This is a genomic window from Pseudoalteromonas sp. M8 (assembly GCF_018141365.1).
Lineage (GTDB): Bacteria > Pseudomonadota > Gammaproteobacteria > Enterobacterales > Alteromonadaceae > Pseudoalteromonas.
The window spans coordinates 1,768,795-1,794,582 of sequence record NZ_CP047240.1 but is presented as its reverse complement, the minus strand read 5'-3'; the positions used below and the strand labels follow the sequence as shown (position 1 = coordinate 1,794,582).

Below are 25,788 nucleotides of genomic sequence, written 5' to 3'. Positions count from 1 at the left end.
AATGCGGTTAAAACCCCTATTAAATTCAATCGTTTTAACATTTGCGCTCGCTGCATCAAGCAGCGCTATTGCACAAACAGAACTGAAACTACCAGATTTAGGCACTTCAGCTCTCCAAGTACTACCTATTGAAAAAGAACAAGCGATCGGCGAAGTCATGATGATGCAGCTGCGCTCGCGCTCCCCAGTGGTTGGCGATCCGGTACTTGAAGAGTACTTAACCAGCCTAGGCAATCGCCTCGTCGCCAATGCTAATGATGTACGCTTTCCATTTACCTTTTTTTGGATTAATAACAAAGATATTAATGCCTTCGCTTTTTATGGAGGCCACGTTGGTGTACATACGGGACTCATTGCGCAATCCGATAATGAGAGTCAATTAGCATCCGTTATTGGCCACGAAATTGCGCACGTTACCCAACGTCATTTAGCACGCCGCGTACAAAACGCAAAAGACAACAGCGCCTTGACCATAGCGGGGCTTATTACTGGTATTTTGGCAACCGTAGTTGCCCCAGATGCGGGTATCGCCATTTTATCCGCAAGCCAAACGCAATCATCGTTGAACCAACTAACGCATAGCCGAAAAGCCGAGCAAGAAGCCGACCGATTTGGTATGAATACACTACATAAAGCCGGCTTTGACCCCTATGCGGCCAGTGAGTTTTTAACTAAGCTCTCGGATCAAATTCGTTTTAAAAATAAGCCCCCTGCATTTTTGCTTACGCACCCGTTACCCGACAGTCGAGTATCGGACGTTAGGCTTAGGGCACAACAATTCGAGAAAAAGCATTATCCCTCAAGCCTTTCCTACGCGTTAGCTAAAAGCCGTGTGCTTGCACGATACTATTATTCAGAAGATGCTGGTGAAGCCTTTTTCAGAAACGCTCTAAAGCACTCAGCAGAGCTCGACAAGCGCGCCCTACAATACGGGTTAGCAATTACGTTACTCGATCAAAAAAACTACGAGGAAGCTGGCAAACTATTGGATGAGTTGTTAGAAAAAGATCCGAATAACCTGTTTTATCTTGATGTGTATACCGATTATTTAATTGCGACAGAGCATTCTGGCAAAGCGGTTGAGATGCTTCAAGCTCAACACCAACTTAGACCCAATAACCAAGTTATCACACTAAACTATGCCAATGCCGCAATAAAAGCAAAACAGTATGAAGTTGCCGAGCAATTGCTTAAGATCTTTTTGCTTGAGAAACCGGATCATATTCTCGCCCGTGATTTACTCACACAAGCCTATGAAGCCCAAGAAAACAAGGCGGCTTACCATGAGTCAAAAGCGAGTGTCTATGCCCAATATGGTGCATTTAATAAAGCAGCAGACGAAGTCCAGCGTGCACTCAATCATGTCGAAGATAACGAAGATATCAAGCGTACCAGATTAAAAGCGCTACTTAGCCAATACCGTAATATGCAAAAAGAAATCGCTAAGCTGTGATGCTTGGCGATTGCTTACAGCGATAGTAGAAACGTATTTAAGCCAATTTTCTTGCACATCGCTTTTCGTCATCTCTACATTAAGCTATGATCCGTTTACATTACGAATTAGAGCGAAATCATGTCAGTAGAAATCTATCACAACCCGCGTTGTTCAAAATCACGTGAAACCCTAGCTTTACTAGAGTCCAATGGCGTTAATCCTACCGTTATTGAATACCTAAAGACGCCAATCGATAGTGACACTTTGGCTAATTTACTTTCTAAACTTGGATTTAGTTCTGCTCATCAGCTTGTACGTAGCAAAGAAACGCTCTACAAAGAGCTTGGACTATCGAAAGAGTCGGATGAAGCGACACTGCGCACTGCCATGCTTGAAAACCCTAAACTGATTGAGCGTCCTATCGTTGTTAAAGGTGATAAGGCGGCGATTGGCAGGCCTCCAGAGTCGGTGCTTAATATCCTGTAATGAGTAAAATTCTTATTTTATACCACTCCAGTCATGGCTCTGTGGCGAATATGGCGCACGAATTTGCAGACACCATAGTGTCACAAGGTGGTGAAGCCATAGTGCGCGTATTTGAGAAGCGCCAAGACCATGATGTGATCGTAACAAAGCAAGACTTAGTAGCATGCGACGGGTTAGCGTTCGGTACTCCAACACGCTTTGGCATGATGGCAGCCCAAGCGAAAGCGTTTTGGGAAACCACCAGCGATTTGTGGCTTAAAGGCACGCTCATCGATAAACCAGCCTGCGTATTTTCGTCTTCAAGCAGTATGCACGGTGGCAACGAGGCTACCCTACTCAACCTCTCCTTACCGTTATTACACCACGGCATGATGTTGTTAGGTATCCCCTATGATGTTCCAGAGCTTTTGGCGACCGAAATGGGCGGAACGCCTTACGGTGCAACACATGTTGCGGGCAGCCAAAACAATGCTTCACTCACTCAAACAGAAATCAAAATTTGTCGTGCAGCAGCGAGTCGACTGCTACGCGTCGCGGAAAAGTTAACATGAATGAAATTGCAAAAAAGCCCATCACTAGACGCTTTCAACGCTTTGCGCTAGTCGGGTATTTTGGTCTTTTGATCCTGATGCCACTGTGGCTCTTCGTGCTTGCACCAAGAGAAGGTTACAGCTTGGGCTTTGTCTTTGTGGTGTACGTTTTACCTTTATTACTCCCGCTTAAAGGTATTTTACAAGATAAGCCATACACTTATGCGTGGGCAAACTTTGTCGTAATGTTTTATTTTATCCACGGCTTTACCCTTTTATGGACATCTCCAGACGAGCTATTGTTAGTCCTGCTTGAGATTGGCTTTGCAACGTCCATGTTTATTGGTTGCACTTACTATGCAAGACACAGAGGCCAAGAGTTAGGGTTGAAGATCCGCAAGTTAAAAGAAGACCTTGCTGACGAAAAGGCAGCGCACGAGCATAAAGAGTCATAATCTCGCTCGCATAACTCCATTAAAAAAGCGCAGTCTTCAATGAAGTAACTGCGCTTTTTAGCATCAATCCGTCAGCTTAGTTCGTTACTGTAAGCTACTGCAACGATAGTACGGCTATCAACACCAATACTGAAAACAATACCTGCACACCAATACTAAGCCATGCTAACGCATTTACCCCGATCAGTGACCAAGGCGTTGAGCTGTTTGGGTATAGAGGGTTGCTGCGTTTACGCCTCGCAAAAACAAAAATTGCGATAGAAGCTGCCGTAGTGAAAAGTGTTGCGATGGTTTTTTCATCCACCTCATCAGTAAAGAATAAAAATAACTGCAGCGGTAGCAAAATAGCAGCAAAGGCATAAAGAATATGGACAGTTTTTATTTTTTGATACTTTGCCTCATTAGAAAGCTCGATAATACCGTGCTGCTCAAATGTTTGCTTAGAAGTAAGCGCCTGATTTTTCATAGCCACACGGTATGGGGTGTCGCCATGAATATCCGCAAGCGTCGGGTCATCACCATGTTCAAAAATCATTTCGATCATAGCTGCAGAGTTCGATGCCGCCGCATAGTGCATTAAGTTCCTGCCCGATTCGTCCAATTCATTTACTTTATGGTGCGGCAACATGGTTTCAACCGCGCTCACGAAGCCATTTTCAACCGCTAACATAATAGCTGAGCGCCCACTGCTATCTCTCGCAGTTCCTGTCGCGCCCTGCGTGACTAAGGTGATAATCGCTGATTGCTTCACCTGTTGTTGGGTTAGCTGGAACAATAGCGCTTGTTCCAAAAGACCCGTTACTTCATCTTTGTCACACATAGTGCAAAGCAGCTCAAAAGTCTGCTGTCCATCCAGCAAACTATCTGTTGCTAGTTTAGCCGTGGCTGCTCGGTCAAGCAGACAAGTATCAATATGAGTCAATAGTGCCGCATGTGTTGCCTCCGAGCTGTTGCACCACAGAGAAACAATTTCTTTCGCGCTAAACTTAAGCCCTTTCTCCAGTAGCCATATCAGCGTTTTTTCATAATGTTTGTCACAGAGCAACTCTACAAACGATAAGCTTTGCTCTTGCACCTGAGCTTGAATATTAGAGTACTGGCCAAGACGCTGAATGAGTGTTTTTATTAGCTCATCCTGATCAGTATCATTTTCCTCAATGTGTTGAATTACGCTATTAACGTATTGACGCTGTTTATCGTCATAGTCATCAATATGCTGAAAATAACAGGCTTCGAACGGCTCTAGCGGTCGTAACCAAGCGAGGTAAAATAAAGGAGGTAGAACAGTGGTCGTTACGCCCTGCTCATCTTTCATTTGTTGGCAATTCGGCCATGCCTCTATGGCATCTAGAATGTAAGCACCGTTTTGTTCGATTAACCCCTTTAACAGCATGGGATACTGAGCAGGCCAAATTAACACTTGTTCCATGAATGCGCTATTATCCTCAGAATGTAAATATATGCAGCATAATTATCGCGAAATGACTAGGTGGTGAATAATATCAACAGTCGCGCTAAAATGCTCACCTATTTCAGGACAAATTTAAAAAATAGGGCTTTTTTGAGGAGCTAGAATGGGCAATCAATTAGAAACATGGCAAGTGGTCTTGATCATTGCTGGCGTGTTAGGGGTGATTTGGAGCAATATTGCGTTGTTAAAGTATTCCGCCAAATTTGAAATGAAAAAGAAAATAGACGAGCAAACGGCACCTTTTGACAAAGATAAAGTAACATCCAAAAACAACACGCCTCAAAACAATCCAAAAAAGGATGAAGATTGAAGCATGTTGCGACGTTAGACGTGCTGACTAATCATTCATCCACATTTGAAATTTAATCGCACATCATAAGGCTTACCGAGCGCACCATCGGCTATTCCTCCACCTATGGTCATTGCAGCCCCTGCATCATCAACACTATTTCGACCAAAAATCCACATCGCCATACCGGCAGCCTCAACGGCGTTAGCTACGCCTTTTTGCGTGATATAAGTACTCTCAGGCGTATCGCTGTTATAAATGATATCTAGATTCACAACATACGCGACCATATCAGCTTGTTTGCAATAGTGTCTAGCCTGCTTTAATGCTTCTTTACTACCCGCATCACGGCTGTCGGAAAATAACATAATATTATGCACACCATCAGACGATGGACGCACATCATCATGATGAGCACACCCAGATAACCAAACCGCTAAACCAACACTTAATAGAATTCTTTTCATCACACTCTCCTATTCATTAAGCGCAAGCTTAGAGGTTATTTCGGTTTAGTTCCGTTAGTCATTGTTTAAATTTGTAGTAAGCGACACGGTTGACCAATCACTGAGCTCACTTAACTTCCACGTCCACCCAAACTAGGCGATGATCGGAGCTGGCATGACGACTTTCCACTAAACGGAATAATTCATCTTCTTTGCTTGGCCAGAAAACCCCGCTGCTAAGTACTCGAAAGCCGAACTTGGATGGTAGTACGTAATCTACGCGTGCCCCCCAATGTGCGGTATAACTGCGACTCGCACTTTCCTTGCTATGTTCACTTCCGCCTCTACTCGTTGGCGCTAAGTCCGAGAATACTTTAGGGTTATCTAATAATTGTTCTATCACACCAGGTCTATGTTTATCCCCTGTATCGGCAGCATTTAAATCACCGACAATGACAAACCGTGTATCATTTTTAAGGCCACCTTTAACGCCATTATCATCATAAATGTACTGGCTACGTTTAGGGTCGATATAATCGGCCATTAAGCGGATCTCATCGTGATTTCTGTTGCCATTTCTATCCTCTTCACCATCAAAAACTGGAGGCGTTGGATGCATCGCCAGCAGGTGAAATAATTTACCGTTCACTTCAATTGGCAGATCCCAGTGAGATTTTGAGCTTAGTCTCAAATTTTGCCACTCTTGCTCACTATACCAAGGCTGTTTCGTCACAGGGTCTGTTGTGACCTTATGGTCTGGCATATCTTTCCAAAGAAAGGTCTGCAGAGTTCGGGCCTGCTCTTTTTTAATCGGGTACTTTGACAGTACAACCATCCCATATTGCCCCTCATATAAACCAAACCCTTGGGCATCACCGCCATAACTAGATTGCTTGCCGTCATTATCTAAATCATACGGTGTTGGTAATCCAGTATTGACTGGCGCAATATAAAAGTAAGGATACGATATCGGCTGCTGATCCGCTTGAGGTTGTGCTAGATAGTTATTTACAAATGCCTGTACACCTTTATTTGGTTCAGCGATGTAATCAAATTCATTAAGTAGAATCACATCTGGGCGAACACGCTGAATGATTTCTGCAATATTTCTGATTTGTTGATGTTGACCATTCTGTAGCAGTTTACTGAGCTTTTGAGAGTCCAGAGCTTGCCCTTTTTGTTGATAGTTCGTTGCTTCCATACTGACATTAAAGGTAGCAACACGAAGTGTTTGTGCACTTACGACCGTTGTCATTAATAAAAAAAGTAGACCTACGTATTTCATAGACTTGCCTTAAAAAATTGTGAAAATCCCGCGTCGACTATTTTATTCATAATCCTTTGAAAAACGGAAATTATCTCGACAGATTCAAACGATTTAATGTTGGCAAGTTAGCAAAGAGCGGTTAAAGTTAAGTGATTAACTGCCTTGTACTGCCAATGTGAAATTTGTGAGTATTTTAAAACGATTACACCTCATCACCACAAACCAAGACACCACATTTGAAGAAAAAGTGACGGCGCTGCTGACACTTGGCCTCGATGTGTTTGAGCTTGATATTGCAATCGTCAGTGAAATTCAGGCTGATATATACACAGTAAGGCATGTGATCACCCCAGATAATTCTTTGTTGGTAGGTACGGATTTCGAACTGGCAAACACCTATTGCTGGCACACTTTACAAGCTGACAGCGCACTGTCTTTTCATCACGCTGGTATCAGCGAAATTGCCACTCACCCTTGCTACGCAAACTTTGGCCTAGAGAGCTACATTGGTGCGCCGATTATTGTTGATGGTAAACGCTATGGTACCGTCAACTTTTCCGCATCTAGTGCCAAAGCCCAAGCGTTCAGTCAAGAACACTTAGATTACGTGAGTTTATTAGGTCAATGGATTGGTGTTGAAATTTCTCGGCAAAAGGCGTTAAAAAAGCTACAACACCGTTCACAAGCATTAGCAGCGATGAGCCGTCTTGCTGATATTGGCTCATGGGAAGTCGACTTTAAAAAGAACAAAGTGTATTGGAGCCAACAAACGCGACTCATTCATGGCGTTGATGATAACTTTACACCGACACTCGACAATGCCATCAGCTTCTATAAACCCGGCGTTCACCAAGGAAACATTAAACAAGCCATAGACGACGCCATCACCTCCAAAACCAAATGGGACATAGAATCCATTATTATTGATGCCAACGGCAACGAAAAGTGGGTCGCCTCTCACGGTCAAGGTGAATATGAAAATGGTGAATGCGTTCGGGTTTTTGGAGCCATTCAAGATATAGATGAACAAGTCAAAATGCGTATTGCATTGGATCAAAAGCGCGAAGAAGCGGAGCAACTTCTTAAAACCCGGAGTGAATTTATCGCCAAAATCAGCCATGAATTAAGAACCCCGCTGAACGGATTAGTCGGCATGCTGCAAGCGTGCAGAAAAGAAACCGACATAAAAGAAATCAAGAGCAACCTGAGCGTCGCAGTCAACAGTGCAGATATGTTGATCACATTAATAAACGACGTATTAGACTTCAGTAAGTTAAATAGTAATAACCTGAAGCTAGACAATACTCCGTTTGATCTTCATCAGTTAGTCGAACAAGTTGTAGGCCTGTACAGTCCAGCCTGTCGCGAAAAAGGGCTTGCAATCAACTTCCATATTCATAAAAAATGTACAAATTGGCTCTATTCAGATCCGACGCGAGTTAAACAAATTATTGCAAACCTCGTGAGTAACGCCATCAAATTTACACCAACGGGTAGTATCGATATTTATGCCGACGTGCTGGGAAGTGAAACTTCACCGGTTCTACAATTAAGTGTCTCAGACACAGGCATAGGGATTGCTAAGACCAATCAAGTACATCTTTTTCAGCCATTTAGCCAAGGCGATGTCAGTGTAAGTCGGCATTTTGGTGGTACTGGTCTTGGCCTTTCAATCGTATTTGAGCTTTGTAATTTGTTACAAGGCGAAGTACAGGTAGAAAGTGAGTTGGGTAAAGGAAGTACCTTTATCGTTACCTTCCCAATAGAGTTTGCAGACGAGACCAACGACGTACAAGAGCAAAAGACTGAAGAGCAGCATATTTCCTTATCAGAATGTAAAATCCTGCTTGTAGATGATAATCAAATCAACGTACTGGTGATGGAAAAGTTACTGAATCAGTTTGGTGCAACTCACATCGACAAAGTTTATAACGGCGAGCAAGCCGTAAAATCATGCCAAGACAAAACCTTTGATATTGTGTTTATGGATTGCGTCATGCCGATTATGGATGGCTTTGAAGCCACTCGTAGTATTCGTAGGCTGTCAAAAGAGAAACGCCAAGGACCACATATTATTGCGTTGACCGCCAATACTTCAGAGTCCGATAAGGCAGCCTGTTATGAGGCCGGCATGAATAACTTTCTGTCTAAGCCTATTCAGCTTGACGCACTAAGAAGCGCGCTTGAGCCCTTCACGCAATAAAAAAGGAGCTTGACCTAGCTCCTTTCTTGTTATGACGTAGCGGTATTATTCCGCTGCTTTTTCTTTGCTCGCTTTAGTGCCGTTACTGCTCTTCTTTGATTGACCAGTGCGATTAAAGATCCCTAAGCGAATTCGAATAAAGTGTAAAATCTCTCTCGCCACATCAATGTCTACAGCCTGTTCTAGCCCTTCAAAACCTGGACTTGAGTTTGCTTCACAAATTTTAAAATGCTCTTCATCGAATAATAAGTCGATGCCAGCAACATCTAGATTCAGGATATTAGCGGTCTGTGTTGCTAGCCATTCGATTTCAGGGGTGATCGGGTGTGGGCTACCTTTTGCACCTAAACTTACGTTGGCCTTAAAGTTCTTACCGCCAGAATTACGCTCCATACAAGCGACAGCACGGCCGCCAATGGTCAATACACGTAAGTCTCGACCATGACTCGACTTCACAAAACGCTGCAAAATGATATTTGCTTTTGGATTTGTTGCTTCAATAAGTTGCATCAAATCATCAAATTCACCGCGTGATTTTGACAAAAATACGCCGCTGCCCTGCGAGCCTGATAGCGTTTTAATCACCACTGGGAAACCAATTTGCTTCTCTACCAGTTCAATATTTACAGGGAACTTAACCAACATGGTTTTTGGTGTTGGTAAGTTTTGCTCTGCAAGGATCTGCTGCGCATACAGCTTATCTTTTACAGTTTCGATAGACTGCGAAGAGTTAAAACAATGTACGCCTAAACGCTCAAGGTGACGGATAATCGCAAGCGTAAAGTAAGTCGTGCCTGCACCCATACGCGGCAGTACAAAGTCAGGTAACGCAACCGGCTGACCATCGATTAGAATACTTTCTTCATCTTCTCTAGTTACCAATAGATCGAATTGATCAGGTGAGTAAACTTGAAGATCAATACCTTCTTCCTTTGCCACCGCCATCAATCTATCTATTTCATAAATTTCAGGTTTTAACAAACTGGCAGAGTCTTTGTAAATGATCCAACCGCGCATACGAATTGCCCCTTGAGTAGCGGAATAAGAGGGTCGCTGTTGACACGAATTGTTAAGTGAAAACACCTAAGCTGGTTCGTGTATCACCGGCCCCCAAACAAAAGCGCGATTATGTGGACTCACCAGAAAACAGTACAGCAAAATAAATTTATCGACACAATCTAAAAAACTACTCACGATTTTCAAAGTAAGATTGTGTCCCGTGGGCTTCCAAGGCGCTCTCAATACGTTTTAATGCCAGTTTGTATACGGCATCTCGCATTTCAAGCCCTTCATCACTTCGCAGCTGCCACGCCGCTTCAAATGCATTCGATAAATATTGCGCCAATTTATCTTGCACAGTTTGCTCGTCCCAAGCCTCTCCTTGGCGATTCTGACACCACTCAAAATAGCTTACGATGACGCCGCCGGCATTAGCTAAAATATCAGGGATAACTATCACGCCCTGTTCATGCAAGATTTCGTCGGCGTCCGCCTCAATGGGTCCATTGGCAATTTCGACAATATATTTTGCTGATACTGCTTTGGCGTTATCTCGGGTGATTGCGCCGGATAGTGCTGCGGGCACCAAAATGTCCACATCCAGCGCAAGCAGCTCTTCATTACTCAGCATTTTATGTTCAACGCTTTCACATACTGAATCATCACAGTACACGGCTTTAAGCGCCTTATTGCGTTGCTTTTCTTGATAAATGCTTTCTATATCTAAGCCATCTTTACAGTAAATCCCGCCTTTTGAATCGCTTACTGCAACGACTTTATAACCCGCTTGCTGCAACAGCCTTGCACAGTGATAGCCACCGTTACCAAAGCCTTGAATAGCTACCGTTTGTTCCGCTTTATTCCAATTATTTTTTTCACTAAGCCGCTCTATCATTAAAAATGCACCGCGACCCGTGGCGGACTCTCGCCCTTCACTCCCTCCAAAAATAAGCGGTTTACCAGTGATCACGGCAGGACTTTTTTTACGGATGATTTTCTCGTATTCATCCATCATCCAACCCATGATCCTGGCATTGGTGTACACATCCGGTGCGGGAATATCTTGATTGGGTCCAATAAAATCAGCATTAGCTCTAATATATGCTCGAGCAAGGCGCTCTAGCTCCATGGGACTCAGTGATTTAGGGTCAACGGTTACAGCACCTTTACCACCGCCAAATGGCACGCCAACCGCCGCACACTTTAGTGTCATCCAAAGGGCTAAAGCTTGCACCTCACTCATATCAGATTCTTGATGGAAGCGTATTCCGCCTTTTGTTGGGCCTAGCAAATCATTGTATTGACAACGATACGCCTTAAAATAATCAAGCTTACCGTTGTCACGACGAATTGAAATGTTGCTCGACAGCGTTCTTTGAGGCTGGGCTAACGCTTGATAGGTAGACTCGTTAATTCCTGTTTTTTCGACTATATGATTTAATCTTTTCAACGCGTCTTTTAGTAGATCCGTACTCATCCTTTCCTCGCTTATTTTTTAATTCAACAAGTAATTGTATGAGTGCCTGGCGCAAAAAGATCAAGTCCATCAACAGGGATTAATAATTATGCGATTTCCTCTAAAAAGTAGGAAGGTGTATCATTTGGTGCTAATAAAAAGCATTGTTTCTTCGCTCTAGTTAACGCCACATAGAATAAGCGTCGCTCTTCTGCGTCGGGAAATGCCCCTTGTGCAGGTAAAAGCGCATCGACAAATGCTGGCGTTTTTACCTGTGACGGAAAGTTTCTATGCTTGAGACCAAATACTATCGTAAAGTCTGCTTCAGACCCTTTGGCACCGTGAAAGGTGTTATGTGAAATAATAAGCTCTGGATAGAGCTGCCGCCACTGCGCAATCTTTGATTTATCAGGTAATGCTCTGTGATTTCTTGCCAGTAAGGCAACGGAAGTTTTCCCTTCGTTGCGCTGCTCAATATGATTGAGCAGTTGTTGCGCCTGCGACAATTCGTCATCCACCATAACTTTCACCACCCCCTGCCCTGCCACGCCTGTGGTATGAGAAGTGATATGCTTGGTTATTTGTTCTGGATTGCGGCAAATAAACTCACTCGCCGTGTCTAAAATGGTTTGAGGATAACGGAATGTTTTATCCAAGTATGTGGTCGTCGACTTTCCAAAATAGCGAGTAAATTCGGTTGTTAGGCGCATATCGCCACCACTAAAGCGATAAATAGCCTGCCAATCATCACCAACGGCGAACAATTGCGAGCCGGCTTTTTTATCTAGCAGCACCTGAATGAGCTTTGCCCGCACACGGGAGATGTCTTGAAATTCGTCGACCATGATGAACTTCCACGGTGAAATAAACTGACCAGACTCTACGTAATAAATAGCCCGCTCCAGCATGTCATCGAAATCGATGCTAGATTCATTGCTTAAATACAGCTGATATTCCGCAAGAACTGGCATGATCACACTCATTTGATTGCTAAATTGCGTCAGCAGTTGCTCAACCTCCCCCATTATTTGAGCATGCTTCATCAATGGCAATACCTGACTTATCAGGTCTATTGCCTGTGACGCTTGCTGTGTGCTCGAACTTTTCAGAAATAGCGCAAAATCTCGCTCAAAGTGGCTTTCTTGTCGCAACGACTGCACGGTGTCTGCAATAAATTGTTTAAATAGTTTTTTATCCGTTGCTAGATTTGAAATTGTTGGCTTTTCCCCGGTAACCGCTTCGATGATCTGCATGCCAAGCGAATGAAAGGTAGAGCAATTTAAGGTATTACAGAGAGGCTGACAGCGCTGACGCATCTCCGTCGCGGCATCATTACCATACGCAAGCAATAACAGCTCATTCGCCTGAGCTAATTTACGATGCAAAAGATACCCAACTTTGGCCTTGATAACGCTTGTCTTACCCGTGCCTGCGCCAGCAAGCAGTAATTGCCTGTCATCCTGGATCACACAAGCCTTACGCTGAGCTAGCGTAAGGGGATTTGATTCAATGCTGTCAAAATAGTTGGCGTCTTTTGCCAAGTAGTGTTCGACAAAAGCAGACTGAAATTCCGCAACCTCACGCTCATTCCAAAGTGCAATTTCTCGCACTGTTGCCACTTGAGACTTTAACGAACTTGGCACGATATTGTCATCTAGGTGCTGCCAGCTGGACCATAAGGTACTGCAAACATGACGCACCAGACTTTGATTATGATGGCTAAGATATCGGCGTGTTAATAACAGCTCAATTTTACGAACTTTGACTTGCAAGTGCTTGCCATGGTGTAAAATCCACAGTCGTTGCAATTGTTGCACTAACTCATCTGCACCTTGATTTTTAACACTTAACACATAGGTCTCGTGACCCTGTTTGATCAGGACTTTTTGAGCAAGCCAAGCACGCTGAGGTACTGGTGGAACTGTCATAGCGCTAAAGGGGATGAAACTGTCAGCAGATTTCGACTTAAGGTGGAGGCCTTCTTTCGTACATTTGGCACCACGTACCCCATAAAACAGCCGACTAAAGAGATGTAATGCTATCAATTGGTCAATCAGACAAAGTAATTCCGTTGCAGCCATGCTAGCACGAAACCCAAAAACGCGCTTAATGAAATTTTGTCATCGCTATTAATTTTTTATTAATTTCAATGAACTAATCTAATACCTAGCTAACAGATTGTGCGACTCAATATTTGAGAAGGCAGGCGAATAAGGCCTGCACATCAACATATCAAGCAGCTGTTATTGTAGTTAGCTTTGTTTTAGCCGCTAACGTTGCTTTACCAACCAGTACGAGTACCACTGCACCAATAATCACAGGCGTAAATAAAAAGCTCCATCCCTCCAGTGCCAACATGATCAGTATTGGATTTGCGCCAGCCGGTGGGTGGGTGGTTTTTGTTACTAACATACTAAATACGCCAAGCCCCGTTGCTAATGCCAAAGTGAATTCGTTAACACCGATATACTGCGCAAAAATAATCCCGATTGTTGCGGTAATGATATGTCCAAAGATGACGTTTTTAGGCTGCGCTAGTGGACTTTCGGGCACACCAAATACCAGCACTGCCGTTGCGCCCAAAGGTGCCATTAAAAAAATATGCTCAGCACTTATCGTTTGACTAAACGCCAATATTGCAATTGCGATAAACGCCCCCGCTCCAGCAATTAAAGCAAGTTGTATTTCTCTCATTGTATTCTTTCCCTTTCCAAAAAGTAGACCAACTTGTCTACCCCGCAAATGGTAGACAAGTTGGTCTACTTCTGTCAACCTATAATCACGGTAATAAACATGGCTGACTGATGAGTACAAAAAGACAACAACTGATCGATTGCGCAATGGACCTGTTCTATCAACATGGCATTCATGCCATTGGCATTAACGAAGTATTAAAGTCATCTGGCATTGCTAAAAAAACCCTGTACAACCATTTTGAGAGTAAAGAGGCACTGGTGCTTGCAACACTTGAGCAGCGGCATCACCTATTTATATCTTGGTTATCTCGTTGCCTCGAAAATGCTCGAACGAATGAACAGCTCACAGAGCAGCTATTTTCAGCGCTAGATCAGTGGATTAATAACAAAGTGGCAGTGCTGGGCGATTTTCGTGGTTGTTACTTTATCAACACGGCGGCAGAATTTGGTGAGCTTACCAATCCAATAAATCAACTATGCCAGCGGCACAAACTTGCGGTAAAAGCGTTACTTAAACAAGCGCTCAACGACGCTGATGATGCCGCTGTCGAGCGTCTGTTTCTATTGAGCGAAGGGATTATTTCAACGGCCTATACCTGTCACGATACGGATGTGGCCAAGCGGGCACTCAAGAATTAAGGTATTTCTCCACTTCTGTAAAGCAAGATGCAAACTTGCTTGGCACAAACTCGATAATGTCATACCGAGCCACTTCGGCGACATAAAAGGGATCTTGACGAACAATATCAAGTAGTTCAGCTTCACTACTCGCCTTTGCCAAAATAACCCCACCAGTTCGTGGGATTTTTCTGCCAGAGGCGATAAAAGTACCATTGGCATAGAAGCGTTCTAAAAACGCAATATGAGGGGCGAGCAGCGGCTCTACCTGTTCAATTTCGGTAACATAAGTAAGGTTAACAATAAATATCGAAGCTGACATTAAGCTATTTTCCTGTGTAATTATGGTTCTGATTTGGGTGCTTTTTTACGTTGTTCTTGTTTGGCTTTCGCGACATTTTTAAAAACGGGTGGTGGAATAGGAAAAAGAGAGATGAGCGGCATTAAAGCCAAAAATAGATAGGCGCCTTTTGGCATTTTTTTGGCCCATAGCACGACCTTAAAAAGTAAAAAGGACGCGATAAAAATCGCCGTAAATAACAACAATACTTCTGTGATCCCTATATCCATTATTATCTTCTCATCTATTCAATAAGCTGGATATGGAGATAAAATGGGTAAAAAGCAAGCGACGTAAAACAAACTAAGATAAGAACGAAAAAAGGCCCTGTGGGCCTTTGGATTTTAGTTACTTTGGGATAATCTGCGATCAGTACAGCATCGCAGAAACTGTGCTGTGATTATCAATCGCCATCGCGATACTTAGGACTGTGATATTGACTATTGAGAATGCAAATACTTGCCTCGCCCAACCATGTAAATCTAAGTCTCTTTGGTATCCTTTTAGCGCCATCAATAACCACCAAAAACTGGTTGTACAGGCCACCGCCATAAATGCTATGCCGGTATAACCGCTAAGCGGCAGTAACATCACCACCAGTGCATAAATGGCGATATACAAAACAATGTGATGCTTAGCCTTTTCAATACCTTGCGCGACTGGCAACACCGGAATATTCGCGGCCCGGTAATCTTCAAAACGGAAAATCGCAATGGCATAAGAGTGCGGCATTTGCCAAAGACAAAACATCAATAATAAAATGGCAGCGCCAGAGTCAAACACCCCGCTTACTGCGCAGTAACCAACCACAGGAGGCACTGCCCCTGACAGGCTACCAACCACCGTGCCATACACTGAGTTTCGTTTCATGTATAAGCTGTAAACACCGACATAAATAAAAAAACCAAATGCGGCAAAACTCAGCGCAATCCAATTGGTGAAATAGGCTAAGAGCCCAAAGCCAGATAATCCGAGTACCAGACTATGTGACAGTGCAGCAACTGAGGAAATTTCCCCAGTTACTGTCACGCGAGTTTTAGTACGGGCCATTGCCGCATCGATATCCCTGTCGATGACATTATTAACTACACAACCTGACGCAACGACTAAAGATAGCCCTAGCAGAGTCAAGGCAAATAGCAGCCAATCAACTTCACCTCGAGAGGCCAATAAAAAGCCTCCTGCGACTGAAATCAAGTTTCCCATAATGATCCCAGGTTTTGTCACCTGAAAATAACGACGCAGCATGAGTACTCTCCTGTTAATACATCATCATGGCGTTCGATTCGTAGATGATCCAGACCGACAGCCCCACTACCATCACAATAATCAACGCACTAAAGATAAAGGAAAGCGTGCTTGCCTTGCCTTCTTCCGTAACAAAGTTCAGGTGTAAAAAGTACTTCAGGTGCACCCAAATTTGCACTAACGCCGTTGTCACTAACGTCCAAAATGTCGTGCTAGATGACAAGCTTCCACTCATCACGGCAGCAAAAGGAATGGCTGTCAAAATAACGGATAGTACAAAACCAATTAGATACGACTTCACACTACCGTGGCTGTCGTGTTCATGCTCATGAACATCCATCTGTGCTAACGCTTTAGATTCACTATGGCTCATTACATTGCCCCCATTAAATAAACAACGGTAAATACACAGATCCACACGATATCTAAAAAGTGCCAGAACAAGCTTAAGCAGCTCAAACGCGTTACCGTTTGTGGCTTAAGACCACGACGTGTCACTTCAATCATCATCACAGTCATCCAAATCAAGCCTGCCGTCACGTGCATGCCGTGCAGACCCACCAATGAGAAGAAAGAAGTCAGAAAAGCACTATGCTGCGGCCCATGACCATGTACTATCAAGTGATGGAATTCATACACTTCCATGCCAATAAACACCGCACCAAAGGCAAATGTCACCGCAAGCCAAGATAAGGTTTGCGACTTTTTCTGTTTGTTTGCCGCTATCATGGCAAACCCAAAGGTAATACTACTTAACAGTAGGGCCGCGGTTTCAACCGCAACAAAACCCAGCTCGAATATGTCTTTGCCAGACACCCCGCCTGCCGTGTTCATGTACAACACGGCATAAGTGGCAAAGAACGAAGCAAACAACAAACAGTCCGTCATCAGATATAGCCAAAAACCGAATACGGTGTTTGAACCTGTGTCATGATCTGCATGCTCGTGAGCATCTTCTAACGCATGCAGCGTAGCGGGAGTAATCGCACTCATGAATTAACCCTCCTGTAATGCGCGAGAAAGGTGGGCAGACTCAATCTGCTCAATCTCGTCAACCTGAACATAATAATCAACGTCGCTGGTGTAACAACGCTTAATAAATACCGCGATAGCACTGACAAAACCCACCGCCGCTAACCACCAAATATGCCAAATCATGGCAAAGCAAAACACGGTCAATGACGCGCTGATAAGCACTCCAGTCGGGGTATTTTTTGGCATGTGAATAGGCTGATAATGTGCAGGCTTTTGATATGCCTGTCCCTGCTCTTTCATTTCTGTCCAAGCGTCAATATCGTCAACCACAGGGGTTTTCGCGAAGTTGTAGTACTGCGGGGGAGAGTCCGTTGACCATTCCAGCGTATGCCCATTCCACGGATCGCCTGTGGTGTCTTGCAATTGCTCGCGGTTTTTGTAACTCACCACTAACTGTACCACTTGGAAAATTATCCCAAACATAATGATAAAGGCACCAATACACGCGATGTATAGCCAAATGTTCCACTCTGGCGTGTTGGTATGATTAAGACGACGTGTCATGCCCAAGAAGCCGAGCACATAAAGCGGCATAAAGGCCACAAAAAAGCCAACCAGCCAGCACCAGAATGAGGCTTTCCCCCAACGCTCATCAAGCTTGTAACCCATTACTTTAGGGAACCAGTAAGCAAAACCCGCTAGATAACCAAACACCGCCCCACCGATAATGGTGTTATGAAAATGTGCGATCAGAAAAAGACTGTTGTGCAGCACATAGTCCGCGCCTGGAATTGCAAGCAGTACGCCAGTCATCCCACCTACGGTAAAGGTCACCATGAACCCTAACGTCCAAAGGACCGGCACCGTGATCCGCAAACGACCGCGATACATCGTAAATAACCAGTTAAAGAGTTTTACCCCCGTCGGGACCGCAATGACCATCGTCATGACCCCAAAGAAAGCATTAACATTGGCGCTTGAACCCATAGTAAAGAAGTGATGTAGCCAAACAATGAAGCCCAAAATAGAAATCGCACCGCTGGCATACACCATCGACTTATAGCCAAACAGGCGTTTACCTGTAAAGGTTGAAATAATTTCTGAGAAAATCCCAAACGCAGGCAAGATCAAAATATAAACTTCAGGGTGACCCCATGCCCAGAACAGATTGATATACATCATGGCATTACCACCGGCTTCATTGGTGAAGAAGTGGAAGTCCATATAACGGTCAAGCGTTAGCATCGCCAGCACCGCAGTAAGAATTGGGAAAGACGCCGCAACTAGGATATTTGCCCAAGTACAAGTCCAAGTAAAAATAGGCATTTTCATTAGCGTCATGCCAGGTGCACGCATCTTAAATACGGTAACCAAGAAATTCACGGCAGTGAGCAATGTCCCAAGCCCGGATATTTGCAGTGCCCAAATATAGTAATCAACCCCGACACCCGGACTAAACGACAACTCCGACAATGGCGGATACGCCACCCAACCGGTTTTTGCAAACTCACCAAATGCCAAGGACAAGTTGATCAGAATTGCCCCGCCCGCCGTCAACCAAAAACTGAGGTTATTCAAAAACGGAAAAGCAACATCTCTAGCACCAATTTGCAGTGGCAAGATGATATTCATCAAACCAATCATAAATGGCATCGCCATAAAGATGATCATGATCACCCCATGTGCGGTAAAGATCTGGTCATAGTGCTCAGGAGGTAAGTAACCGGCAGCGCCGCTTGTAGCCATCGCCAACTGTGTACGCATCATGATGGCGTCGGCAAAACCACGCATTAACATAATTAATGCCAAGATAATGTACATCACGCCTAGGCGTTTATGATCGATTGAAGTGATCCAATCGTGCCACAGCACGCCCCATTTTTTGTGTTTTGTGACCATTGCCGCCACAATTAGACCAACAATCGCCACTACAGCCAACGTCACCATAATGATGGGTTCGTGATAAGGGATTGCCTCAATGGATAATTTACCAAACAACGACATAATTACTCCTCAGCCTTGCCGTGATGTAGATGCGCAGCATGCTCTGGTTTGGCGTAATAATTCATTTCGCCATGGCCCTGCATGTACTTCATAACTATGGTGTGGAATAAACCCTGCTCTACCGAGCCAAAATATTCAACGGGGTGATATTCCGAAGGCTTAGCCAGCTTCGCATAACGACCAGCGGTTAACGCTTCACCGTTAGCTTTGACATCGGCAACCCAGTTATCAAAATCCGCTTTGTCTTTGGTCGCAATGGCATCGAACTTCATCCCTGTAAAACCCGCTCCACTGTAATTGGCAGAAAAGCCTTTGAACGTACCCGGTTCGTTGGCAATCAGGTGAAGCTGTGTTTCCATTCCTGCCATCGAGTAGATTTGGCTACCAAGCTGTGGAATAAAGAAAGAGTTCATGGTGCTTTCGGAAGTGATTTTGTACTCCACTGGTACATTCGCTGGAAACACCAACTCATTCACTGTAGCAATGCCTTGCTCAGGATAGATAAATAACCACTTCCAGTTTAGCGATACCACCTGAACAGTGAGGTGTTCACCCTTACCTTCCAACGGCTTGTACGGATCAAGTGATTGTGTAGAGCGCCAGGTGATCACCCCAAGCACGATAATAATCACAATCGGAATGGTCCAAACCACGGCTTCTATTTTGTTAGAGTGAGCCCATTTGGGTGCATAGATCTCGTGGTCACGACCGTCTCGGTACTTCCACGCAAAATATAAGGTAAGAATAATAACTGGTACTACAACGAGTAACATCAGTACAGTGGCAATGATGATCAAGGACTTCTCATCCATGCCAATTTGCCCCTTGGGATCTAAAATGCCACCACTACAGCCGGTGAGCATAAGCCCCAATGAAGCGAACGCATAATTCACAACACTACGTTTATTCAATTGATTACCCTTCAACGATAAGCTGCGGCTTATTTATCAAGCACGCTGAGTATCTATTTGTGCAAGCTATGCTGCACAAGTTCGAATTGCACTGTACCCATTAGGGAAAATGCATTAGTGAAGGAAAACGCTCCTTTGATACCAGTCACTAACCATTTACCAAATAATCGATACAGTAAACGGACAATCACATTTGCTAAGCTTACAACTCGCCCAAAAAGGACAGTAAATAGCCGATTAATGTAATTGAAACTGAATTGCTGACTGCTGATCCAAATCGCTTAAATCAAACACATTGGACTCAAATATTGCGATTACGCAAACAGGCAGCGGTATCAAAAAGGAGGAGCACGACAACCATGTGCACTAGGCACCGGTTGAGGATGAATAGCCTCAGTAGAGGCGAATGCCGTTTTACGCAGGACAACGCCAGCGCGTGTAGGCAAAATAGTATGGAAAACTAACCAATAAAGACCTATCAATAATTGTAATGACAAGATAGGCTGAGCCCAAAACTCTCCGAGCATCACCAAAACAGAGTCAGGTAGTGAATTATCTGCAAAAAGTGCTTCTAATTCAGCTACATCACCTAGCATGCCAGTGAATAATAATGCCGCGTTAAACATCATCAATGCGCTTAGCACACTGAAAATACGACCGAATAACTGCGCACGCGTCATCGCACAACTTTGATAGGTTGTGTCGTTAGTAGTAGCAGTTTGTCGAGCATAGCTTAACAGTGGCACAGATTATCCTGATGTTTTTATCTTGATAGAATTGATTAGTTCAGAACTTTCAGTCTACACTGAAAATTCGCAGCGAGTATAACAAAGTCGCTATTCGATTCAAGCGATATCTGCAATGATCTATATCAAATTTCCTTAATCTACCTCTAACCTTCATCCTTCTCTAAGACAAAATACTTAAACACACTTATTAGAAATAGTTCTCATTCACAATCATTTACAAAACGTGAATATTAACATTTTTATTAACTATCAATTAGATAGCCGTCTGCACGGCTTAACACCTTATTCATCTTTTGTTCATGCTATTTATTTTTGGTTCGTTCTAAGTATGATCCACGCCAACTGACATCGCTGTCATTTTAACTAATTCTTTGTTACTAGAGGAACTCATGAAGCAGCTGAATAAACTCTTAGGTTTAATGAAAGTGCCCAATAAACTCAGACTCAGTCTGCTTTTGTCTGTCGTGATCATTACCCTTGTGCAACTCTCATCAGCACTCGTTTTACGAGACAGCTTAACGCAAGAAAGACACATTAATGCAAAAAACCTAATGGAAACCACAATTGCGCAACTTAATATGGTTGCCACCGAGGCCTCGCTCACCCCACAACAAAGACAAGAAAAAATAAAAAAGCTCATTGATGCCGCACGCTATGGTGATGCAGGTTACTTCTTCTTATTTGACCTAGATGGGAATATGGTAACACACCCCATTAAGCCACTGCTCAATGGCACCTCAATGACTCACCATCATGAACGCTTTATTCGCGAAGCATTCAGCCAGTTCGTCGTCATTGCGAATCAAAATCAACAAGGCTTTGCCCAATATCAATGGCCAAAACCGGGGACAAAGGAGCTTGAGGGCAAGCTCTCTTATATTGCTAACTTAGGGCACTATAACTGGGCAATTGGAACAGGCATTTACCTTCAAGACGTTGAAGAGCAATTTTATGACCGCCTCATGTTGATGACTGCTGAAACGCTCGGCTATGCGATATTACTTATTTTTCTCTCTAGCTTGATCAGCAAAAATATTACCAAGCCACTGGATAAGCTCACCCGTACAATGGGACTTATTTCAGCGCAAAAAGACCTCACCATTGCACTGAAAAGCCACGGAAAAGACGAGCTTGCCCAAATGGCTATCGCATTTAATAAAATGAACTCGCATTTTCGTGATGTACTGCATGATATCAACGAAAGCACCCATTCTTTGGCCTCCCAAGCAGAGGAATTATCCTGTATTACCGAGCAGATCCAAGCTGGTATTGGACAACAAAACAGTGAAACAGAATCGCTGCAAAACCGCATGCAATCGCTTAATCAAGTGGCACAAGCTGTCAATAATGAGTCAAAGCGTGCGCTTGATAAAGTGACAGAGACAACCACACTGACGACCCAAGGGCTGACGCATGTAGACGAAAATGTGGCTGTCATAGCGCATGCCTCTCGTAGCGTCGACTCAGCGCAACAAGCTGTGCTCGAACTACAACGGTCATCAACCGAGATTGGTGCAGTACTTGATGTCATTAAAAAAGTGGCAGATCAAACTAACTTATTAGCATTGAATGCGGCCATCGAGGCTGCGAGAGCAGGAGAACAAGGTCGTGGTTTTGCCGTGGTGGCCGATGAGGTAAGAACACTGGCCCAGCGTACGCAACAATCTACCGATGACATTCAAGCGATCATTGATAAACTGCACAATGGCGTCGCCACAACCGTTGAAGAAATGGAGAGCTGCCGTGCAGCATCCGAACAAAGCCTCAAAGTGAGCCAAGAATGTAAGCACGCACTAGAACAAATCAACCTCTCCATCGCAACCGTGCATGATATTAACGTTAATATCGCCACTTGGAGTGAAAAGCAATCCGAAGATCTTAATGACATGACTGACAACATCAGTGGTATCGCAACAGTGGCAAACCAAACCGCCCTTGGCGCTGAACACACCAAAGCGTCGAGCCAGCAATTAAGCGAAATGTCACAACGACTCTCGCAAATGGTCAATGAATTCAAGGTGTGACCTTGCACCTATTCGCATAGGCGGAAGTGCGTACTTCCGCTGAGAAATGTTGGGTAGCAAGGGGGGGGTTAGCGCGCCAGTCACAAAGTGCTCGGCGGGTAAACCATCTCCTACCAGACTGATGTTACTTCGGAGTAGGAGCTGCTTTACGCAACGATCTTTAAAAGCCTTCACCCTCCTCTAAATAAACACCAGTCACAAACCGCCTTATACCAGACTGGATTTACTTCAGAGTAGGAGCTGCTTCACGCAGCGATCTTTAAAAGCCATCGCTACACAACCCCACCTAACAAAATCCACAGCGATTAATCAGCATAAGGGTAATGAACATGACGCTGCTCTTGTAATTTCATACCCAAATATTCAAAGGTCCCCACCAGCATCTCAGTAAATGGTGCCGGTGCTTTTTCTTGGCATGAGGTCGACAAGATAGAAAACTGCTTTTCACGTAGCGTTCTAAGCTCAGGCTTTAACGCTTCTATGTCCATAAAGTCAGTTATTCTGTCGATAAATGCCTTCATTCTTGGTGTCACTGCATACCAATAAACGGGGGAAGCAAAAATGATGTGCTCAAAACCAAGTATCCATCTAAAAAGGTTAACAAAGTCATCATCACTGTGAGAGTGTTTATAGCAATACTCACCAATTTTGTAGCGGTCTAAATAGATGAGTTCAGCTCTTTTTTCTGCTGCTAGTGCCTTTGCAGATTGGTAGGTATTTCCATTGGGGTTTGAGCTTGAGTAAATAACGACTGTTTTCATAATGTTCAATTCCAGTTGCACTAATAATAAATTGGGTGCTACCTTAAAACCTCACCTTAAGTTAAGGTAAAGTACTAATTTATGAAAACTGAAAAATTATTAAGAGACGAGCCCAACCTCAGTGTCGGTAAGGTTGCTCAAAGAGCTGACGTTGCGGTGTCTGCTCTGCATTTCTATGAGAACAAAGGGCTTATTCGTAGTTGGCGTAATAACGGTAATCAACGCCGTTACAAAAAGGATGTGTTGCGCCGTATTGCCATTATTAAAGCTGGCCAAAAGATGGGGATAACCCTAGGAGAGATAAAAGAAACCCTTGATACTCTGCCCGACTCAAGAACACCAACTAAAGCGGACTGGGCCAAACTTTCTACAGCCTGGCAAGCAAAGCTGGACGAAAAAATCGCTTACATGCAACGTTTAAGAGACTATGTCGATGGTTGCATTGGCTGTGGCTGTTTGTCGATGAAATCATGCCCTATCTACAACCCCGATGACATCGTTGCCAAAGAGGCTAACGGTGCGGTGTGGTTGGATGAGCCAGACAAAGCAAATAAAGCAAAATCTTGTTATGATAGCGAAAACCATTAAATAGGACACAATAATGAAAAAGACTGCCTTGTGCATGGCGCTAGCCATGGCAATGGGCCTGACTGGCTGCTCACTTTCTCCTTCGTCTGTCGAGACGACGCCTTCAGCTTCACAGCAAACAGTAGCAACAAATGCACAATTCGCTGACTTTTCTCAGCAATTTATCAATGACTTATGGAAACAGTACCCAGAAGCGTCGCTCTGGGCAGGCTTTGGCAAGTACGACGATATTATCACTGTACCAACCCAAGCGACTCGTGATGCAAGTGTTGCCTTCTCTCAGGCGCAACTGGCTAAGTTACAACAGTTCGACCTTGCTAACTTAAGCAATAGTCAAAAAATCGATTATCACTTGATTGAAAATCGCCTAAAACGCGATATCTGGCATATTGAAACCTTCAAAAGCTGGCAGTGGAATCCGTCAAACTACAATGTTTCTTATGGCTTTGCGACGATACTCAATAGCCGCTTTAAAACGGATGACGAAAAGCTCAAGCTCGTTTTAGCACGTCTTCAATATGTGCCAGCGTATTATGAAGCCGCGCAAAACAATATTAACAATCCAACGCTTGAATATACTCAGCTTGCGATTGCACAAAACCAAGGCGCATTTAGTGTATTAAACGATGAGTTGCTTGATAAACTCGCGACTTCATTATTAACAGCCGAGGAAAAAGCCCTATTCAAACAGCGCTTCGCTGCCGCGAAATCTGCCATCAATGGATATGTATCTTACCTTAGCAACCTTGAAATTGAGTTAAGCGAAAGCGGTAACGCGCGCTCATTTAGAATTGGTGAGAAGCTGTACGAAGAAAAATTTGCCTTTGATATTCAGTCTGGCTACACCGCCAAGCAAATGTATGAAAAGGCAATGGCCGACAAAGCCCGTGTTACTAATGAAATGGTTAAGATTGTTGATCAACTCTGGCCAACGTATTTTGCTGACAAGCCACGCCCAAAATCTGACATTGATGCGATTGCCACCCTTATCAAGCACCTTTCGGTCAAACACGTAAAGCGTGAAAACTTTGTGAGCGAAATCAAAGCGCAAATTCCAGAGCTTGAAAAGTTTGTGATGGAAAAGGATCTCATCACGCTAGACCCTGAAAAGCCGCTAGTTGTTCGCGAAACGCCTGAATATATGCGCGGCTTTGCTGGCGCTTCAATCAGTGCTCCGGGCCCATACGACAAAAAGGAGAACACCTATTATAACGTGTCTCCGCTGGACTCAATGAGCGACGAGCAAGCTGAATCGTATCTACGTGAATACAACCATTGGATCCTGCAGATCCTAAATATTCATGAAGCCGTGCCAGGCCATTACACTCAGTTGGTTTACTCTAACGAATCTCCGTCTTTGGTGAAGAGTATCTTAAGCAATGGCGCGATGATTGAAGGATGGGCAGTATACACTGAGCGCATGATGCTAGAAGAAGGCTATGGTAACTTTGAGCCTGAAATGTGGTTAATGTACTACAAGTGGAATCTACGTGTGATCTGTAACACTATCCTAGATTACGGTATCCAAGTAAAAGGAATAAGCAAAGAAGAAGGCTTAGATCTGCTGATGAATGGGGCTTTCCAAGAGCGTGCAGAAGCCGAAGGTAAATGGCGCCGTGCAACCTTGAGCCAAGTACAATTAACCAGCTATTACTCTGGTTATCGCGAAATTTACGACTTCCGTGAAACGCAAAAACAAAAGCTTGGAAAGGAATTTGACTTAAAGACATTCCACGAAGAGTTCTTAAGCTTTGGTAGTGCTCCGGTGAAGTATATCCGCCAGTTAATGGCAAAGTAACATAATAATGCCGGCCTCATGGCCGGCATTATTTTTCGA

The 25,788-nt window shown here is 44.0% G+C and carries 26 protein-coding genes; 10 read left to right on the top strand and 16 right to left on the bottom strand.

Annotated features, from left to right (window positions below; translation table 11 throughout):
- The first annotated feature begins 1 nt into the window (after position 1).
- From GSF13_RS12740 to GSF13_RS12725, 4 genes are all read left to right on the top strand, one after another.
- The gene (locus tag GSF13_RS12740) at positions 2-1,453 is read left to right on the top strand and encodes a M48 family metalloprotease (RefSeq protein ID WP_010606505.1); all 1,452 of its coding nucleotides are present in this window, start codon (positions 2-4) and stop codon (positions 1,451-1,453) included.
- A gap of 120 nt (positions 1,454-1,573) precedes the next feature.
- On the top strand, positions 1,574-1,921 hold the full coding sequence (gene arsC / locus GSF13_RS12735; RefSeq protein WP_010606504.1) for an arsenate reductase (glutaredoxin): 348 nt from the start codon (positions 1,574-1,576) through the stop codon (positions 1,919-1,921).
- Positions 1,921-2,472 (top strand): NAD(P)H:quinone oxidoreductase, encoded by a 552-nt coding sequence (gene wrbA, locus GSF13_RS12730; protein WP_010606503.1) that lies wholly within the window; start codon positions 1,921-1,923, stop codon positions 2,470-2,472. The genes arsC and wrbA overlap by 1 nt, the downstream gene beginning before the upstream one ends.
- A complete protein-coding gene (locus GSF13_RS12725; RefSeq protein ID WP_010606502.1) occupies positions 2,469-2,906 on the top strand; it encodes a DUF2069 domain-containing protein in 438 nt (145 codons plus the stop codon). The genes wrbA and GSF13_RS12725 overlap by 4 nt, the downstream gene beginning before the upstream one ends.
- A 94-nt stretch (positions 2,907-3,000) precedes the next feature.
- On the opposite strand, the gene GSF13_RS12720 is transcribed toward GSF13_RS12725, so the two are convergent.
- On the bottom strand, positions 3,001-4,335 hold the full coding sequence (locus GSF13_RS12720) for an ankyrin repeat domain-containing protein (RefSeq protein ID WP_211868629.1): 1,335 nt from the start codon (positions 4,333-4,335) through the stop codon (positions 3,001-3,003).
- A gap of 145 nt (positions 4,336-4,480) precedes the next feature.
- Here GSF13_RS12720 and GSF13_RS12715 point away from each other — a divergent pair, with 145 nt between their 5' ends.
- Complete coding sequence (locus GSF13_RS12715) at positions 4,481-4,687, top strand: DUF2897 family protein (RefSeq protein ID WP_010606500.1); 207 nt, start codon at positions 4,481-4,483, stop codon at positions 4,685-4,687.
- 35 nt (positions 4,688-4,722) lie between these two features.
- Here the strand turns inward: GSF13_RS12715 and GSF13_RS12710 are convergent, their stop codons facing one another.
- Positions 4,723-5,133: a hypothetical protein gene (locus tag GSF13_RS12710; protein ID WP_017218873.1), complete on the bottom strand. Its 411-nt coding sequence runs from the start codon at positions 5,131-5,133 to the stop codon at positions 4,723-4,725.
- A gap of 106 nt (positions 5,134-5,239) precedes the next feature.
- Positions 5,240-6,397 (bottom strand): endonuclease/exonuclease/phosphatase family protein, encoded by a 1,158-nt coding sequence (locus tag GSF13_RS12705; RefSeq protein ID WP_174170954.1) that lies wholly within the window; start codon positions 6,395-6,397, stop codon positions 5,240-5,242.
- A gap of 166 nt (positions 6,398-6,563) precedes the next feature.
- Here GSF13_RS12705 and GSF13_RS12700 point away from each other — a divergent pair, with 166 nt between their 5' ends.
- On the top strand, positions 6,564-8,582 hold the full coding sequence (locus GSF13_RS12700; RefSeq protein WP_211868627.1) for a response regulator: 2,019 nt from the start codon (positions 6,564-6,566) through the stop codon (positions 8,580-8,582).
- Positions 8,583-8,627: 45 nt separating this feature from the next.
- Here the strand turns inward: GSF13_RS12700 and GSF13_RS12695 are convergent, their stop codons facing one another.
- From GSF13_RS12695 to GSF13_RS12680, 4 genes are all read right to left on the bottom strand, one after another.
- Entirely contained in the window at positions 8,628-9,599 is a 972-nt protein-coding gene (locus tag GSF13_RS12695) for a RimK family alpha-L-glutamate ligase (protein ID WP_010375495.1), read from the bottom strand.
- Positions 9,600-9,768: 169 nt separating this feature from the next.
- Positions 9,769-11,058, bottom strand: coding sequence for a Glu/Leu/Phe/Val dehydrogenase (locus tag GSF13_RS12690; RefSeq protein ID WP_211868625.1), 1,290 nt, complete (start codon positions 11,056-11,058; stop codon positions 9,769-9,771).
- Between the two features lie 86 nt (positions 11,059-11,144).
- Positions 11,145-13,118 carry a UvrD-helicase domain-containing protein gene (locus GSF13_RS12685; protein WP_211868623.1) on the bottom strand — a complete coding sequence of 658 codons (1,974 nt, stop codon included), beginning with the start codon at positions 13,116-13,118 and terminating at the stop codon, positions 11,145-11,147.
- 151 nt (positions 13,119-13,269) lie between these two features.
- Entirely contained in the window at positions 13,270-13,731 is a 462-nt protein-coding gene (locus GSF13_RS12680) for an HPP family protein (RefSeq protein ID WP_010375489.1), read from the bottom strand.
- 110 nt (positions 13,732-13,841) lie between these two features.
- On the opposite strand from GSF13_RS12680, the gene GSF13_RS12675 reads away from it, so the two are divergent.
- Positions 13,842-14,372, top strand: a complete 531-nt coding sequence (locus GSF13_RS12675; protein WP_174170958.1) for a TetR/AcrR family transcriptional regulator — start codon at positions 13,842-13,844, stop codon at positions 14,370-14,372.
- Here the strand turns inward: GSF13_RS12675 and GSF13_RS12670 are convergent.
- The 8 genes from GSF13_RS12670 to GSF13_RS12635 form a co-directional block, all read right to left on the bottom strand.
- On the bottom strand, positions 14,362-14,673 hold the full coding sequence (locus tag GSF13_RS12670) for a YciI family protein (protein WP_017218864.1): 312 nt from the start codon (positions 14,671-14,673) through the stop codon (positions 14,362-14,364). The two genes, GSF13_RS12675 and GSF13_RS12670, sit on opposite strands and share 11 nt — an antisense overlap.
- Before the next feature lie 20 nt (positions 14,674-14,693).
- On the bottom strand, positions 14,694-14,921 hold the full coding sequence (locus tag GSF13_RS12665; protein ID WP_017218863.1) for a hypothetical protein: 228 nt from the start codon (positions 14,919-14,921) through the stop codon (positions 14,694-14,696).
- 139 nt (positions 14,922-15,060) lie between these two features.
- Entirely contained in the window at positions 15,061-15,939 is an 879-nt protein-coding gene (cyoE, locus tag GSF13_RS12660; protein WP_095729938.1) for a heme o synthase, read from the bottom strand.
- A 13-nt stretch (positions 15,940-15,952) separates the two neighbouring features.
- A complete protein-coding gene (gene cyoD / locus GSF13_RS12655; RefSeq protein ID WP_102056556.1) occupies positions 15,953-16,312 on the bottom strand; it encodes a cytochrome o ubiquinol oxidase subunit IV in 360 nt (119 codons plus the stop codon).
- A complete protein-coding gene (cyoC, locus tag GSF13_RS12650) occupies positions 16,312-16,932 on the bottom strand; it encodes a cytochrome o ubiquinol oxidase subunit III (protein WP_010606488.1) in 621 nt (206 codons plus the stop codon). The genes cyoD and cyoC overlap by 1 nt, the downstream gene beginning before the upstream one ends.
- A gap of 3 nt (positions 16,933-16,935) precedes the next feature.
- Complete coding sequence (gene cyoB / locus GSF13_RS12645; RefSeq protein WP_174170959.1) at positions 16,936-18,918, bottom strand: cytochrome o ubiquinol oxidase subunit I; 1,983 nt, start codon at positions 18,916-18,918, stop codon at positions 16,936-16,938.
- A 2-nt stretch (positions 18,919-18,920) separates the two neighbouring features.
- On the bottom strand, positions 18,921-19,829 hold the full coding sequence (gene cyoA, locus GSF13_RS12640) for a ubiquinol oxidase subunit II (RefSeq protein ID WP_211868621.1): 909 nt from the start codon (positions 19,827-19,829) through the stop codon (positions 18,921-18,923).
- A gap of 335 nt (positions 19,830-20,164) precedes the next feature.
- Entirely contained in the window at positions 20,165-20,575 is a 411-nt protein-coding gene (locus GSF13_RS12635) for a hypothetical protein (protein ID WP_174170961.1), read from the bottom strand.
- A 392-nt stretch (positions 20,576-20,967) separates the two neighbouring features.
- On the opposite strand from GSF13_RS12635, the gene GSF13_RS12630 reads away from it, so the two are divergent.
- The gene (locus GSF13_RS12630; protein WP_174170962.1) at positions 20,968-22,602 is read left to right on the top strand and encodes a methyl-accepting chemotaxis protein; all 1,635 of its coding nucleotides are present in this window, start codon (positions 20,968-20,970) and stop codon (positions 22,600-22,602) included.
- 305 nt (positions 22,603-22,907) lie between these two features.
- On the opposite strand, the gene GSF13_RS12625 is transcribed toward GSF13_RS12630, so the two are convergent.
- A complete protein-coding gene (locus GSF13_RS12625) occupies positions 22,908-23,363 on the bottom strand; it encodes an NAD(P)H-dependent oxidoreductase (protein WP_010606483.1) in 456 nt (151 codons plus the stop codon).
- A gap of 81 nt (positions 23,364-23,444) precedes the next feature.
- Between GSF13_RS12625 and soxR the strand changes: the two genes are divergently transcribed.
- Entirely contained in the window at positions 23,445-23,951 is a 507-nt protein-coding gene (gene soxR, locus GSF13_RS12620; protein WP_010375466.1) for a redox-sensitive transcriptional activator SoxR, read from the top strand.
- Between the two features lie 13 nt (positions 23,952-23,964).
- On the top strand, positions 23,965-25,749 hold the full coding sequence (locus tag GSF13_RS12615; RefSeq protein WP_174170963.1) for a DUF885 domain-containing protein: 1,785 nt from the start codon (positions 23,965-23,967) through the stop codon (positions 25,747-25,749).
- The last annotated feature ends 39 nt before the right edge of the window (positions 25,750-25,788 follow it).

Bases quoted from the DNA above. Each gene is read 5' to 3' on its own strand.
- GSF13_RS12740 (WP_010606505.1), top strand. From the start codon at position 2: ATGCGGTTAAAACCCCTATTAAATTCAATCGTTTTAACATTTGCGCTC.
- arsC (WP_010606504.1), top strand. From the start codon at position 1,574: ATGTCAGTAGAAATCTATCACAACCCGCGTTGTTCAAAATCACGTGAA.
- wrbA (WP_010606503.1), top strand. From the start codon at position 1,921: ATGAGTAAAATTCTTATTTTATACCACTCCAGTCATGGCTCTGTGGCG.
- GSF13_RS12725 (WP_010606502.1), top strand. From the start codon at position 2,469: ATGAATGAAATTGCAAAAAAGCCCATCACTAGACGCTTTCAACGCTTT.
- GSF13_RS12720 (WP_211868629.1), bottom strand. From the start codon at position 4,335: ATGGAACAAGTGTTAATTTGGCCTGCTCAGTATCCCATGCTGTTAAAG.
- GSF13_RS12715 (WP_010606500.1), top strand. From the start codon at position 4,481: ATGGGCAATCAATTAGAAACATGGCAAGTGGTCTTGATCATTGCTGGC.
- GSF13_RS12710 (WP_017218873.1), bottom strand. From the start codon at position 5,133: ATGAAAAGAATTCTATTAAGTGTTGGTTTAGCGGTTTGGTTATCTGGG.
- GSF13_RS12705 (WP_174170954.1), bottom strand. From the start codon at position 6,397: ATGAAATACGTAGGTCTACTTTTTTTATTAATGACAACGGTCGTAAGT.
- GSF13_RS12695 (WP_010375495.1), bottom strand. From the start codon at position 9,599: ATGCGCGGTTGGATCATTTACAAAGACTCTGCCAGTTTGTTAAAACCT.
- GSF13_RS12690 (WP_211868625.1), bottom strand. From the start codon at position 11,058: ATGAGTACGGATCTACTAAAAGACGCGTTGAAAAGATTAAATCATATA.
- GSF13_RS12685 (WP_211868623.1), bottom strand. From the start codon at position 13,118: ATGGCTGCAACGGAATTACTTTGTCTGATTGACCAATTGATAGCATTA.
- GSF13_RS12680 (WP_010375489.1), bottom strand. From the start codon at position 13,731: ATGAGAGAAATACAACTTGCTTTAATTGCTGGAGCGGGGGCGTTTATC.
- GSF13_RS12675 (WP_174170958.1), top strand. From the start codon at position 13,842: ATGAGTACAAAAAGACAACAACTGATCGATTGCGCAATGGACCTGTTC.
- GSF13_RS12670 (WP_017218864.1), bottom strand. From the start codon at position 14,673: ATGTCAGCTTCGATATTTATTGTTAACCTTACTTATGTTACCGAAATT.
- GSF13_RS12665 (WP_017218863.1), bottom strand. From the start codon at position 14,921: ATGGATATAGGGATCACAGAAGTATTGTTGTTATTTACGGCGATTTTT.
- cyoE (WP_095729938.1), bottom strand. From the start codon at position 15,939: ATGCTGCGTCGTTATTTTCAGGTGACAAAACCTGGGATCATTATGGGA.
- cyoD (WP_102056556.1), bottom strand. From the start codon at position 16,312: ATGAGCCATAGTGAATCTAAAGCGTTAGCACAGATGGATGTTCATGAG.
- cyoC (WP_010606488.1), bottom strand. From the start codon at position 16,932: ATGAGTGCGATTACTCCCGCTACGCTGCATGCGTTAGAAGATGCTCAC.
- cyoB (WP_174170959.1), bottom strand. From the start codon at position 18,918: ATGTCGTTGTTTGGTAAATTATCCATTGAGGCAATCCCTTATCACGAA.
- GSF13_RS12630 (WP_174170962.1), top strand. From the start codon at position 20,968: ATGAAGCAGCTGAATAAACTCTTAGGTTTAATGAAAGTGCCCAATAAA.
- GSF13_RS12625 (WP_010606483.1), bottom strand. From the start codon at position 23,363: ATGAAAACAGTCGTTATTTACTCAAGCTCAAACCCCAATGGAAATACC.
- soxR (WP_010375466.1), top strand. From the start codon at position 23,445: ATGAAAACTGAAAAATTATTAAGAGACGAGCCCAACCTCAGTGTCGGT.
- GSF13_RS12615 (WP_174170963.1), top strand. From the start codon at position 23,965: ATGAAAAAGACTGCCTTGTGCATGGCGCTAGCCATGGCAATGGGCCTG.